The 12,693-nt window shown below is 73.9% G+C and carries 10 protein-coding genes; 7 read left to right on the top strand and 3 right to left on the bottom strand.

Annotation, left to right across the window (positions count from 1 at the left end):
- Positions 1-25: 25 nt before the first annotated feature.
- Positions 26-823, bottom strand: coding sequence for a DUF4190 domain-containing protein (locus tag IO20_RS0105070; RefSeq protein ID WP_030546442.1), 798 nt, complete (start codon positions 821-823; stop codon positions 26-28).
- 318 nt (positions 824-1,141) lie between these two features.
- Here IO20_RS0105070 and IO20_RS0105065 point away from each other — a divergent pair, with 318 nt between their 5' ends.
- The 4 genes from IO20_RS0105065 to IO20_RS0105050 all read left to right on the top strand — a co-directional run bounded on the left by IO20_RS0105065 (position 1,142) and on the right by IO20_RS0105050 (position 6,174).
- A complete protein-coding gene (locus IO20_RS0105065) occupies positions 1,142-3,253 on the top strand; it encodes an N-6 DNA methylase (protein WP_030546440.1) in 2,112 nt (703 codons plus the stop codon).
- A gap of 122 nt (positions 3,254-3,375) precedes the next feature.
- Complete coding sequence (locus IO20_RS0105060) at positions 3,376-3,960, top strand: hypothetical protein (RefSeq protein WP_030546438.1); 585 nt, start codon at positions 3,376-3,378, stop codon at positions 3,958-3,960.
- Positions 3,957-5,642, top strand: coding sequence for a serine/threonine-protein kinase (locus IO20_RS0105055; protein WP_030546436.1), 1,686 nt, complete (start codon positions 3,957-3,959; stop codon positions 5,640-5,642). Before IO20_RS0105060 ends, IO20_RS0105055 begins: the two co-directional genes overlap by 4 nt.
- A 127-nt stretch (positions 5,643-5,769) precedes the next feature.
- Positions 5,770-6,174, top strand: a complete 405-nt coding sequence (locus tag IO20_RS0105050) for an LppU/SCO3897 family protein (protein ID WP_030546433.1) — start codon at positions 5,770-5,772, stop codon at positions 6,172-6,174.
- A 69-nt stretch (positions 6,175-6,243) separates the two neighbouring features.
- On the opposite strand, the gene IO20_RS0105045 is transcribed toward IO20_RS0105050, so the two are convergent.
- On the bottom strand, positions 6,244-8,601 hold the full coding sequence (locus tag IO20_RS0105045; protein ID WP_051874278.1) for a YfhO family protein: 2,358 nt from the start codon (positions 8,599-8,601) through the stop codon (positions 6,244-6,246).
- 126 nt (positions 8,602-8,727) lie between these two features.
- On the opposite strand from IO20_RS0105045, the gene IO20_RS0105040 reads away from it, so the two are divergent.
- From IO20_RS0105040 to IO20_RS0105030, 3 genes are all read left to right on the top strand, one after another.
- Entirely contained in the window at positions 8,728-9,723 is a 996-nt protein-coding gene (locus IO20_RS0105040; protein ID WP_037634726.1) for a glycosyltransferase family 2 protein, read from the top strand.
- A gap of 80 nt (positions 9,724-9,803) precedes the next feature.
- Positions 9,804-10,448 (top strand): SurA N-terminal domain-containing protein, encoded by a 645-nt coding sequence (locus IO20_RS0105035; protein ID WP_030546430.1) that lies wholly within the window; start codon positions 9,804-9,806, stop codon positions 10,446-10,448.
- Positions 10,449-10,467: 19 nt separating this feature from the next.
- The gene (locus tag IO20_RS0105030) at positions 10,468-11,436 is read left to right on the top strand and encodes a nucleoside triphosphate pyrophosphohydrolase (RefSeq protein WP_030546429.1); all 969 of its coding nucleotides are present in this window, start codon (positions 10,468-10,470) and stop codon (positions 11,434-11,436) included.
- Positions 11,437-11,440: 4 nt separating this feature from the next.
- Here the strand turns inward: IO20_RS0105030 and IO20_RS36260 are convergent, their stop codons facing one another.
- A complete protein-coding gene (locus IO20_RS36260) occupies positions 11,441-12,640 on the bottom strand; it encodes a globin domain-containing protein (protein WP_030546428.1) in 1,200 nt (399 codons plus the stop codon).
- Positions 12,641-12,693 lie beyond the last annotated feature (53 nt).

Raw genomic sequence — 12,693 nt, 5'->3', positions numbered from 1 at the left:
CGGTGCCGCCGTCGGCGCGGCCGGGTCAGCCGATCTTCAGCTCCCACTGCGAGGCGTCGTAGGTCCAGCCCGGGTTGACCTCGACGGTCAGGTTCTTCGCGTCCTTCGGGGCGTCGAAGGCGTAGGTCACGGTGGCCTTCTTGCCCGGCATGACGGTGCCTTCGAAGCCCGCGCCGATCTTGTCGTCGTAGATCTGCTCGGCCGTGACGCTGTTCGCGCCGGCCCGCGCGCTCAGCTGGACGGCGGTGGCGTCGAACTTCTCCTTGCCCGCGTTCTCGATCACGACGGTGACCTGGTAGGCCTTGTTGCCCTTGGTGTGGCCGACCGCGTACTCGTCGACGCTGTACGGCTTCGGGTCGGAGACCGTGATCTCGAGGTCGTCCTCGTAGACCAACGTGTCGCCGTCCTCCAGGGCCTTGTTCTTGTCGGCGGCCGCGGGCTTGGACGCGGAGCCCGAGGGCGCCTTGGCCGACGGGTCCTTCGGGGCCGCGTCCTTGATGCCCTTGTCGAGCTCGTCGACCGCGGCGCTGACGGCCGTGAACGTGACGATCGCGCCGACGACCGACAGGACCAGGGACACGAGGCCGAGGATCGCGCCGGTGAGCGCCACACCCTTGTTGCTCGCCTCGCCGCGCTTCACGCGGCCCTTGCCGACGAGGCCCAGGATCAGGGCGATCAGACCGAGGATGCCGGCCAGCCAGAAGAGCACCATCGTCACGCCCGACAGCGTGCCGATGATGCCGAGGATCAGGGCCGCCGTGCCGAGCCCGTTGCGCAGGGGCGTGTGCGGGGCGGCGGGCGGTACCTGGGTGTCGTACGACATGGGTGTGTCCTCCCGGACAGAGAAGATGTCTGGCGCGATGGGTCAATCAGACCAGAGCCTGTGAACCGAGTCAACACGGTTCACAGAAAATGGATCGGCTCACGCTGTGAAGTGGTGCGGCGGGTGTTCCTCGGTAAGATCGGAGTCACACGAGGACGCGTCAGAGGTGAGCCAGGGGAGATGGGTCAGGTGCCGGAGAGCGCAGCAGAAGCAGGCGGCGGAGCAGAAGCGGATGCCCCCGAGGTCGGTGCCCCCAAGGCCGGTGCCCCCGAAGCCGGTGCCCCCGAGACCGGCGCCCCCGAGACCGGCGCCACGGAGGTGACCGCCGCCGGGATCGCCCGGCTCGCCGGGGTCGGCAGGGCCGCCGTCAGCAACTGGCGCCGCCGCCACCCCGACTTCCCCAAGCCCGTGGGCGGCACGGAGACCAGCCCGTCCTTCGCCCTCGCCGACGTCGAGCGGTGGCTCCGCGAGCAGGGCAAGCTGGCCGAGGTCCCGCTCCGCGAGCGCGTCTGGCAGCAGATCGCGGGCCATCCGGCCGGCGCGGTCAACGCCCTCGTGCACGCGGGCTGCGCGCTCCTCCTCGTACGGGACAGGTCGGCGGCCTGGCCCTCGCTCGCCGAGCTGCCGGACAGGCGGCTCGTGGACCTGCTGCCGCTCGCCCTGGAGGAGACGCTCACCGAGCGCCTCGGCCCGGAGCGGGCCGTCCGCACCCCCACATCCTCCGCGCTCTCGGGCTCCGTCGCGCTGCTCCGGGGGGCCGCCGAACTGGCGGCGGAGACGGGGGTCCGGCAGACCTTCGAGTTCCTGCTCGGCCGGCACCTCGACGCCAACCCGCGCCAGTACACCCTGACCCCGCCCGGCCCGGCCGCCCTCATGGCGGCCCTCGCAGGAGCCACGGCCCCCACGGAGACCGGGAACGAGCCGGCGGAGACCGGGAACGACCCGGCCCTCACCCCCCTCACCGTCCTCGACCCCGCCTGCGGCACCGGAAGCCTGCTGAGCGCGGTCGAGCGCCCCGGCGCCGTCTGCGGACAGGACGCCGACCCGGACCTGGCCGCGCTCACGGCCCTGCGCCTGGCCCTCTCCTCGGACGGCGACATCCGGGTCAGGTCGGGTGACAGCCTGCGAGCCGACGCCTTCCCGGCGCTCGCGGCCGACGCGGTCCTCTGCCACCCGCCGTTCAACGAGCGCAACTGGGGGCACGACGAGCTGGCCTACGACCCGCGCTGGGAGTACGGCTTCCCGGCGCGCACCGAGTCCGAACTCGCCTGGGTGCAGCACGCCCTGGCCCGGCTCCGCCCCGGCGGGACCGCCGTCCTCCTGATGCCGCCGGCCGCCGCCTCGCGCCGCTCGGGCCGCCGGATCCGGGCCGATCTGCTGCGCCGGGGCGCCCTGCGGGCGGTCGTCGCCCTGCCGGCCGGTGCCGCGCCCCCGTACGGCGTCCCGCTGCACCTGTGGGTGCTGCGCAGGCCCGTCCACGGGGAACGTTCCCCCGCCGAACTCCTCCTCGTCGACACCGCGTCCGAACACACGGGTCAGGGCAGGGACGGCCAGGGCAGGGACGGCCAGGGACGTGACCGGCTCGACTGGGCGGCCGTCCACACCGCCGTACTGGAGGCCTGGACGCTCTTCGACCGGGACGGAACCCTCGTCGGGGCGCCGGGCGCGAGCCGTTCCGTACCCGTCATCGAGCTCCTCGACGACGACGTCGACCTGGCCCCGGCCCGTCATCTGCCGCCGCGGGCCGCGGCCGAGGGCGCGGCCCAGCTCGCGGGGGTGCGCGAACGCCTCACGGAGACCCTGCGCCGTACGCGGGAGCTGACCCCGCCGCCCGTGACCGACCCGGCGGGCGCCGCGGGCGTCGGCCGGCTCACGACGACCGTCGGGGAACTCGCGCGCGCCGGTGCCCTGGTCCTCCGCGCCGGCGGCGTGGGCACGACCCCGGCCGACGCCCCGGTCGCCGTGCTCACGGACCACGACGTCCTCGCCGGGCAGCCGCCGTCCGGCGCCCTGCCCGACGGCCCGCCCGAGGAGCCGGTCCTCCTGGCCGCCGGTGACGTGGTCGTCCCGGTCCTCGGCGGCGGCGCGGCCGTCCGGGTCGTCGACGCCACGGCGGCGGGCGCCGCGCTCGGCCGCAACCTCCAGCTCCTCCGCCCCGACCCGGCGGCGCTCGACCCGTGGTTCCTGGCGGGCTTCCTGCGGGCCACCGCCAACAACCGGCAGGCCAGCAGCTACGCCTCCACCGCGACCCGCCTCGACGTGCGCCGCCTCCAGCTGCCGCGACTGCCCCTGGCCGAACAGCGCCGGTTCGGGGAGCGGTTCCGCGCCCTCGCCGCGTTCGAGGACGCGCTGCGCCAGACGTCCCGGCTCGGCGACCAACTGGTCCAGGGCCTGTACGACGGCCTCGCCGACGGCACGGTGGCGCCCTGAGCCGCGGTTCCTGACCGGTCCCGGGCTCCGTCCGGCAACGGTTCCGCACATCCTGCGGCCGTTGTCGGCGGACGTGTATACGCTCGTCTCCGCACCCGATCCGTTCGAGCAGGAGCAGCAGGATGTACGGCCCTCCGCAGGCCCCGCAGTCGCCGCAGGTCCCGCCGCCGAAGAGCCCCGCCTCCGGTGGACTCGTCGCCCTGCGTGTGCTGTTCTGCGCGCTGTCGCTGCTCAGCTGCGGCTTCCTCTCCTGGACGCCGCTGCTGCGGCTCGCGGTCGTCACCGGCAAGCGGCGGGACTGGGTCCTGTTCGGTCTCGCCCTCCTGGGCTCGGCGGGCCTCTTCACGTACATCGTGGTCACGGGTGAGGAGACCGGCAGTGACCTGGAGGCCTTCCTCGGGATCGGCGCGATCGTGCTCCTGGCGGCGGGCTCGATCACGTACTACCTGGTGGCGGAGATCCGCCACTTCGAGCGCCTCCGTGCCCAGCCCCCGACCCAGCCCCCGTACCGGCCGATGGGGTACGCGTACGGCGCCGACGGCACCGCCGTCACGGCGCCGAGCGCGCCCGGCGCCCCGAACCCGTACATCTGCGCCCCGCCCCCGGTCCCGCCCGTCCCCGCACCCCGGATCGACCAGGTGCGCGCCGAGCTCGACGAGCTGAGCGACCTCCTCCGTACCCGCGGCGAAGACGACGGCCGGGCGTGAACGGACGTGTCATCGGCGGGCGCTACGAGCTCGCCACCGTCATCGGGCAGGGCGGCATGGGCCAGGTCTGGACGGCGTACGACGGCAGGCTGGACCGCCGGGTCGCGGTGAAGCTGCTCCGGCCGGCCACCATGACGGGTCCCGCGACCGCCGCCGAAGAGCTGCGGCGCCGTTTCGTGCGCGAGTGCAGGGTGACCGCGCGCGTCGACCACGCCGGTCTCGTCACCGTCCACGACGCGGGCAGCGAGGGCGACGACCTCTATCTCGTCATGCAGTACGTGGAGGGCGCCGACCTCGCCGACCACCTCGCCGAGCACGACCCGTACCCGTGGGAGTGGGCGGTCTGTGTCGCCGCGCAGCTCTGCGCCGTCCTCGCCGCCGTGCACGCCGTCCCGATCGTGCACCGCGACCTCAAGCCGCGGAACGTGATGGTCCGCCCCGACGGTTCGCTCGTCGTCCTCGACCTGGGCGTCGCCTCCGTCCTGGACGCCGACACCACCCGCCTCACCCAGACCGGTTCCCCCATCGGCAGCCCGGCGTACATGGCGCCCGAGCAGGCCATGGGCGGCGCCGTGGGCCCGTCCACCGACCTCTACGCGCTCGGGGTCCTGCTCCACGAACTCCTCAGCGGCAACGTGCCGTTCGCCGGGTCCACCGCGCTCGGGGTCCTCCACCGCCATCTGCACGAGCCTCCCGCGCCGCTCCGGCAGCTGCGGCCCGAGGTCCCCGAAGCCCTGGAGGCGCTGGTCCTCCGGCTGCTCGCCAAGGACCCGCGCGAGCGCCCGTCCGGCGCGCACGAGGTGTACGAGCACCTCCTGCCGCTGCTGCCCGCACGCGGCGTCCCGACGGGCCCGATGGACCCGACCCGGCCGTTCCTCCGCCCGCACGCGCCCTGGCCCGACCGGGCACCGGCGGCCAGGCCGGTGGGAGCCGCGCCCGCTCCGGCGGCGGCGGTTCCGGGGCCCGACCCGCGCACCAGCGCACCCGGCCGGCTCCACGCTCCCGGGCAACTGCACACCCCCGCCCCGCTCCACACCCCTGCCCCGCTCCACGCCCCCGGCGTGCTCGCCGACCCCCGTACGGGCCTCCCGTCCGCCGCCCTCACCTACCCGAGGGTGGTCCCGCCGCCCGCGCGTCCCGACATCGCCGCCGCCGTCGACGAGGTCAAGCGGCTGCTGGGGGAGGGGCAGCTCACCCGGGCCGTGGACATCCTCGGCGGCATCCTGCCCGCCGCCGAGGCCGAGCACGGCGAGCGTTCGCCGGTCGTCCGCATCCTGCGCAAGCAGTACGCGTCGACGCTGATGGACGACGGCCGGTACCGGCAGGCGCTGCCCGAGCTGCGCCGCCTGGCGGCGGACCGCGACGCGGAGGCGGGGCCCGCGGACCCGCAGGCCGTGCAGTTCCGTTACGACGCGGCCGTGTGCCTGGAGCAGCTCGGGGAGACGGCCGCCGCGCTCACGGAGTTCCGCGCGGTGCTGCCGTACTACGAGCGGGATCTCGCCCGCGCCTTCGACATCCGGCAGCGGATCGGGCTGTTGCTGGTGGCGACGGGCGCGCACGCGGCGGGCCGGGAGCAGCTCCAGCGGCTGCTGTTCGACGCCGAGCGGGCGTACGGCCCCTATCACCCGCTTCCGGTGGAGTTGCGGCGCGTGCTCGACCACCAACGGCAGCTGGGGGCGTGACGCTGACGGGACGCCAGCATCACGACTCGGCAACTGATCCGGAAGTGGATCTTCATGATCCTTTTTGCCTGTTTTGGCGCATGTAACGTTCGCGTCTGATCATGTCCGCGCTCACAAGGAACTCCACATGACGACGCCGTCCGCGCCCCTCTCGCCCGAGCAGCAGCCCACCGCCCCCGAGGGCCAGCCCGCGGCTCCCGCGAAGAAGGGCAGCAGCATCCTCAAGAAGGTCGGTGGAGTCCTCGTCGCGATCGCCATCGCCCTCGCCGTCAAGTTCGGCCTCCCGTACCTCACCGGCGAGGCTCCGGTGCACGCCAAGGCCGGCGAGTGCGTCACCGTGACGGGCCCCGACAACGACCCCAAGGTCGACACCGTGGACTGCTCGGCCGGCAAGGCCGACACGTTCAAGGTCGTCAAGGTCGTCGAGGACACCTTCGACGTGAACAAGTGCGGCACGGAGCTGTCGGCGCTCGCGCAGCAGCTGGAGTCGGACAAGTTCGTCCTCTGCCTCGAAGAGGTCGCCGCGAAGTAACGCGCGGTGCGCGTCCGCGCGCGTGCAAGGGCCGGAACCCGCCTGGGGTTCCGGCCCTTCGCCGTGCGCTCAGCGACCGACCGACCGTGGCACGGCCCCCGGCTCGGCCCCGGGAGGGACAGGGCGCCTTCCCCCACGCCGCCCCCGCGCCCCCGCCCATACGGACACGCCCAGAAGCACAAGACCCGCCATCCCCGCCGCCAGGCCCGCCCGGAGGCCCGGCGGGCGGAAGGCGCAGTCCAGTGTCCTGGTGCCGGGGCCGACGCCGACCGCGAGCAGGCCGCCGTACGACGTGGTCCGCGCGTGCTCGCAGCGCCAGCCCGCGATTCCCGGGGCCGCCACCACCGCCGTGCCCGTCGTGCCGGGCGGCAGTTCGGCCCGTATCCCGTCGGGTGTGGCGTGGACCGTGACGGCCGCACGCGCGCGCAGGGCCGTGACCGCCGCGCGCAGACGGTCGTGGTCCAGGCAGCCGAGTTCGCCGGGGCCCGGCAGGACCGGCTTCAGACCGGGGGTCCGCTGGACGCCGAGGGACGTCATCGCCGCCCGCCGTTTCGGCTGCCCGCCGAGGAGCCGGGTCTCACGGTCACCGAGGCGCGCGGTGCCCGTCGCGTCGGGAGCCCACAGGAACGCCTCGGTGCCGACCGGGCAGGCGCCCGCGCGCGGAGGCCCGTACACCCGCGCGCCGAGCAGGAGTTCCTGGTTGCGGAAGGGCGACGGGCCGTAGACCGGGGCGGGACCCGGCGGCCGTACCGTCACCAGCGGCAGATACGTCTCCGTACGGACCACCGCGCCGTCCCGCCACCGCGCCCCCACCCCGAACAGCGCGTCCGTCACCGGGTGGTCCAGGCTCAGCAGGTTCCGGCCCCGCGAGGTCCAGCCGCCGCCGAGCGCGGTCAGCGTCTCCGTGAGGACCGCCGGGGTGTGGCTGGAGTAGTACGCGGCGCCCTGGCCGCCGAGGAGCAGCGGATCGTTGCCCGCGAACCGGGGCAGACCGGAGTCCGTGCGGTACGCGGGCCAGCCGTCGGCCGCCGCCAGGGCCGCCGCCCGCCGCTCCTGCTCCGCGCCCAGCGGTGGGTAGTCGTCGAGCCGGGCGAGCCGCTCCCGGTCCGCGTACGCCGTCGTCGCCGCCGACTGGCCGAGCAGGGTCCCGATGACGAGGAGCGCGGCGAGCACCCCGTACCGGCCCCGCGTCGGAAGCAGCAGTGCGGCCCCCACCGCCACCAGGCCCAGGGCCGCGAGGAGCAGCGCCCAGTCCGTGAGGAACGGGCTCGGCAGCGCCCCCGCCGCCAGGACCACGACGACCACCGCCCCGCCGAGCAGCGCCCTGCGGTCCGGCCCGCCGCGGCCGAGGCCCGTCCAGGCGGCGATGACGAGGACACCGGAGAGGACGAAGGTCTGCCGGTACGGGCTGCCGTTCGGGGTCGCGAAGGCATGCCACAGCAGGTGCGTCGGGCCCCACTGCATCGAGGCGACGACCGCCGCGCACAGGCCCGGACACAGCCACCGCTCACGCCCCGGCACGTCCCGGCGGAACAGCAGCGCGCCCGTGAGCAGCAGGACCGCCGTGGAGACGTAGGCCGCCGGGGTCGAGAAGCTGTACGTCACCGGGAGGAGCCGGGCCAGGAGGTCCGTGAGGGGCGCCGGGTCGAATTCCCGCACCAGACCGGGGTGGGCGTGCCGGGAGCCGAGGAAGACGGGGACGAGGACGGGCGCCGAGAGGGCGATTCCGATGCCCGTCGTCACCACCGCCCGCAGCAGGGTCCGTACCCGGAAGCCGTCCGTCACCGCGAGCCGGAGGAGGAGGACGAGGGCGGCGCCGAGGGTCGCCATGTACGCGGTGTAGAAGTTGGCCGTCCAGCAGACCGCCACCACCAGCGGCCCGAGGAGCGGCCGGCGGCCCTCCCGTACCCACTCGCCCACCAGGCAGAGCAGCGGGAAGGCGATCAGGCCGTCCAGCCACATCGGGTTGTACGTGCCCTCCGCGAGCGACCAGCCGCACAGCGCGTACGACGCGCCCAGGACCGCCGCCCACCACCACGCGCCGGGGCCGAGCCGCCGCAGCAGGAACGTCATCGCCGCCGCCGCGACCGCCGTCTTCAGGACGGTCACCGCGTACACCGCGTACTCGATGTCCCCGCGCGGGAAGAGCGCGACCAGCGGGGCGAAGGGGCTCGACAGATAGGTGCCGTAGTCGGGGAGGAAGCTCGTGCCCCAGCCCGCCTGCCAGTCGAGCAGCAGACCGCCGTCCGCCCGGCCGTGCAGCAGGTCCCACAGGTGCGCGTGGAACGGTACGAACTGGTTCGCGAGGTCGTTCACCGCCCGGTGGCGCGGCCCGAAGGGGAAGACCCGGGCGACGGCGTCCCCGCCGCAGACGGCGACCACGGCGAGAAGGGCGGCCAGGAGGGGTGAGCGTCTGGTGTTCGGCATGACGGCTCGAATATGCCAGCGCCCGGCCGGGAAATCCCGGGCCCCGAAACCCAGTTCATTCAATGGTCGTCTGAAGGCCATCCACGCGGACCGGCCGGGTCACCGCACTCCGTTGTCGTGGTCCGTGTGCTTCTCTCGATCGTCGTCCCGTGCTTCAACGAGGAGGACGTCCTCGCCCGCTTCCATGACCACGTGAGCCTCGAACTCGCCAAGCTCGACGGTGCGTACGAGATCGTCTACGTGGACGACGGAAGCCGGGACGGGACCCTCCCGCTCCTCCAGGAGCTCGCCGCGCGCGACCCGCGCCACGTCCGTTACGTCTCCTTCAGCCGCAACTTCGGCAAGGAGGCGGCGATGCTGGCCGGGCTCCGCGACGCCGCGGGCGACGCGGTCGTGATCATGGACGCCGACCTCCAGCACCCGCCCGAGCTGGTGCACCGCATGGTCGCCCTGCACGCCGAGGGCTACGACCAGGTCGTCGCCCGCCGCACCCGCGAGGGCGACCGCGTCACCCGCACCCTGACCGCGCGCCTCTACTACCGGGCGATCAACCGGCTCGTGGACGTCGAGCTCGTCGACGGCGTCGGCGACTTCCGGCTGCTCTCCCGCCGTACCGTCGACGCGGTCCTCGGGCTCGGCGAGTACAACCGCTTCTCCAAGGGCCTCTTCTCCTGGGTCGGCTTCCGCACCACGACGTTCTCCTACGAGAACGCCGTCCGCGAGCAGGGCCGCTCCAAGTGGACCTTCGGCAAGCTCCTCAACTACGGCCTCGACGGGCTCCTCTCCTTCAACAACAAGCCCCTCAGGGCCGCCGTCCACCTGGGGTTCCTCCTGGTCCTCCTCGCCCTCGGCTACGCGGCCTGGATCGTCGGCGACGCCCTGGTCAACGGCGTCGACACGCCCGGATACGTCACCCTGCTCGTCGCCGTCACCGCCCTCGCGGGCGTCCAGATGGTCATGGTCGGACTCATCGGCGAGTACGTCGGCCGCATCTACTACGAGGTCAAGCGACGCCCCCACTACCTGGTGCAGGAGACACACGAGGGACCCGAGACGGGTGTGATGCGGGCCGACACCCGGCGTGCCGGTGAGTCGTTGTGGGAAACAGTCGCACCGAAGTAGTGGCTCCGGCCCCGGCGACTCCCTAACATCGATCACCGCAAGGTCGTTCAACTGACGCACGACCAGCCCGGGAGGCTCCTTTGCACCGCCGCACTGCGCTCACCGTCTCCGCCGCGCTCCTCGCCGCGGCCTCGCTGCTCACCGCCTGCGGCAGTGACGCCCACCCAGGAGCGGCAGCCGTCGTCGGCGGCGAACGGATCGACGTCTCCAGCCTCCAGGCCCAGGTGAAGGACGTACGGACCGCCCAGGAACGCTCCCCGCAGGCCGCCCAGCTCGTCCGGGCCACCGGCGACCTGTCCCGGCGCAAGCTCAACGTCATGATCTTCGACCGGGTCGTCGACAAGGTCGCCGCGGACAACGGCGTCACCGCCACCCGCGCGGAACTCCAGCAGACCAGGACCGCCTTCGTCCGCGAGAGCGGCGGCGAGGAGCGGCTCGCCACCGTCCTCCTCCAGGAGCAGGGCGTGGCCCCGGGGCAGATCGACGACGTCGTCCGCCGCAACGTCCTCATGAACAAGATCGCCGCCAAGCTCGGCGTCACGGACACCCCCGAGGGCCAGCAGAAGATGACGGACGTCTTCTCCGCCGCCTCCAAGGCCCTCGCCATCGACGTGAACCCGCGCTACGGCGCCTGGGACGACGCCCAGGTCCGGCTCTCCGCCACCACCGCGCCCTGGCTCCGCCAGATCGGCCAGGACCCGGCCGCCGTCCCGGCCGGTGCCTGAGGCGAGGTAGTTTCGAGGGGTGACATCTGAGAGCCCCGGCCGCATCGTCCTGCTGACCGCCAGCCACCGCGTGGCACCCGGACTCCTGTCCTGGCCCGCCTGGCAGGCGCTGGGCGCCGCGGACCGGGTGCTCTGCCCCGACGAGCACCACCCCCAGCTGCCGTACCTGCGGGAGGCCGGGATCGCCGTCGAGCACCTCAGGCCCACCGCGGAGGAACTCGTCGAGGCCTGCGCCGGAGGCCGGACCGTCCTGCTGCTGCCCTCCGGCGAGGGCGACCGCGCCCTGACCGACGGCCTCGCCCGGCTCGCCGGCTCCGGCCGCTTCTCCATGCCCGACCTGGAGCTGCTGCCCGGCTCGTACGACCTGCCCGGCGCCCGGCTCCTCGACCTCGTGCAGATCATGGACCGCATCCGGCGCGAGTGCCCCTGGTCCTCGCGGCAGACGCACAAGGGACTCGCCAAGTACGGCATCGAGGAGGCGTACGAGCTCGTCGAGGCGATCGAGGACGGCGACCGGGAGGAGCTCCGCGAGGAGCTCGGGGACGTCCTGCTCCAGGTCGTCTTCCACGCCCGGATCGCCGAGGAGGACCCGGAGGAGCCGTTCTCCGTGGACGACGTCGCCGGGACGATCGTCGAGAAGCTGATCCACCGGCACCCCCACGTCTTCGGCGACGCGACCGCCGAGACGCCGGAGGAGGTCAAGGCCCACTGGCTGCGGACGAAGGCCGTCGAGAAGCAGCGGGAGTCCGTGACCGACGGCGTGCCGCTCGGACAGCCGGGGCTCGCGCTCGCCGCGAAGCTCGCGGGCCGGGTGCGGACGGCCGGCCTCGACGTGCCGCTGCCGGAGGGCGAGGGCATCGGGTACGAACTGCTCGGCCTCGCCGCACGGGCGGAGGCGGCCGGCGTCGACCCGGAGGCGGCCCTGCGCGCGGCGGCCCGCACCTACCGGGACGCGATCCGCGCGGCGGAGGGCGTGACGTCCGCCTGAGGGATCAGTCCTCGCGCGGGACGCGGGCGGACGGGTTGTGCCAGAGCGGGGCGGGCGGGCCCAGGAGGCGTTCGGCCGCGGAGTTCGGGCGGACCGTGAAGCGGCCCACGGGCGGCAGCGTGTCGTGGTGGATCCGCGCCGGGTCCGTGCCGAGGTCCACGAGCGCCTCCGTGACCTCCGTCAGGAAGGCCGGAGGACCCGCGAGGTAGACGTCGTGCGCGGCCCAGTGGACGCAGGCCCGCAGCGACTGCAGAAGCCGCTCCGTCGCCTGGTCCTTGCGGTGCCCGGGCGCGGACGTGATGTAGGTGACGCTGAGACCGGGCAGCAGCTCCTTCAGCCGCTCCGCGTCCTGCCGCCCGTACAGGTACTCCTTCGCGCGCGCCACGACGAACAGCCGGCCCTTCAGATCCGGCTCGGCCTCCGCCGCCCGCGTGAGCAGCGCCCGCACCGGGGCCCAGCCCGTGCCCGCGCATATATAGGTACGGAGGCCGCCCGGCTCCGTCCGCGCGGTGAGGGCGCCGCCGGGCGCGCTCAGCCGCAGGGTCTCGCCGGGAGCCGTCTCCTCGACCAGCGCCGTGCTCATCGCGCCGCCCGGGATCCGGCTCACATGCAGCTCCACCGTGCCGTCGGGGCGCGGCGCGTCCGCGAGGGAGTAGGTGCGCCAGACGCGCGGCACGCGCAGCGAACTGACGCTGACGTACTGGCCGGGGAGGTACGGCAGGGGCTGTCGGGGCCGCAGGGTGAGGACGGCCAGGTCCGCGCCGAACCGCTCGTGCCGCACGACGTCCGCGTCCCACCAGGCCGGCTCCCCGGCCCCGGCCGCCTCGGCGGCGCCCGCCAGCATCAGATCGGCGACGTGCCCGTACGCCTCGGTCCAGGCCTTCTCGGCCTCCTGGGTCCAGGCGGATCCCGCGGCGTGCGCGAAGGCGGCGAGCAGGCTCGACCCGACGGCGGAGTAGAGCGCGGGGGAGGCGAGGAACTTGCGGTGGTCGCGGCCCAGCTGCCCCAGGTACGCGGCGAGCCCGGGGGACTCCAGGTGGGTCACCACGTGTGTCAGCGCGGCGAAGAGGCGGTCCCGCTGGGGAAGCATGTCCTCGGGGAACAGCTCGCGCACGGCGGGGTTGTTCCAGAAAAGATGCGCATAGAAGAAGGCGACGGCGTGTTCGGCCCGTCTCTCGACGACCGCGAACGTGCTTCTGAGCATCTGAGGATCCACCGACAAGAATCTAAGGCACGACCCCGCTTCTTGATCACAGG

It is taken from the genome of Streptomyces exfoliatus (assembly GCF_000725545.1).
GTDB lineage: Bacteria > Actinomycetota > Actinomycetes > Streptomycetales > Streptomycetaceae > Streptomyces > Streptomyces exfoliatus.
This window is presented reverse-complemented; position numbering and strand designations above follow the sequence as displayed.

Bases quoted from the DNA above. Each gene is read 5' to 3' on its own strand.
- IO20_RS0105070 (WP_030546442.1), bottom strand. From the start codon at position 823: ATGTCGTACGACACCCAGGTACCGCCCGCCGCCCCGCACACGCCCCTG.
- IO20_RS0105060 (WP_030546438.1), top strand. From the start codon at position 3,376: ATGTACGGCCCTCCGCAGGCCCCGCAGTCGCCGCAGGTCCCGCCGCCG.
- IO20_RS0105050 (WP_030546433.1), top strand. From the start codon at position 5,770: ATGACGACGCCGTCCGCGCCCCTCTCGCCCGAGCAGCAGCCCACCGCC.
- IO20_RS0105045 (WP_051874278.1), bottom strand. From the start codon at position 8,601: ATGCCGAACACCAGACGCTCACCCCTCCTGGCCGCCCTTCTCGCCGTG.
- IO20_RS36260 (WP_030546428.1), bottom strand. From the start codon at position 12,640: ATGCTCAGAAGCACGTTCGCGGTCGTCGAGAGACGGGCCGAACACGCC.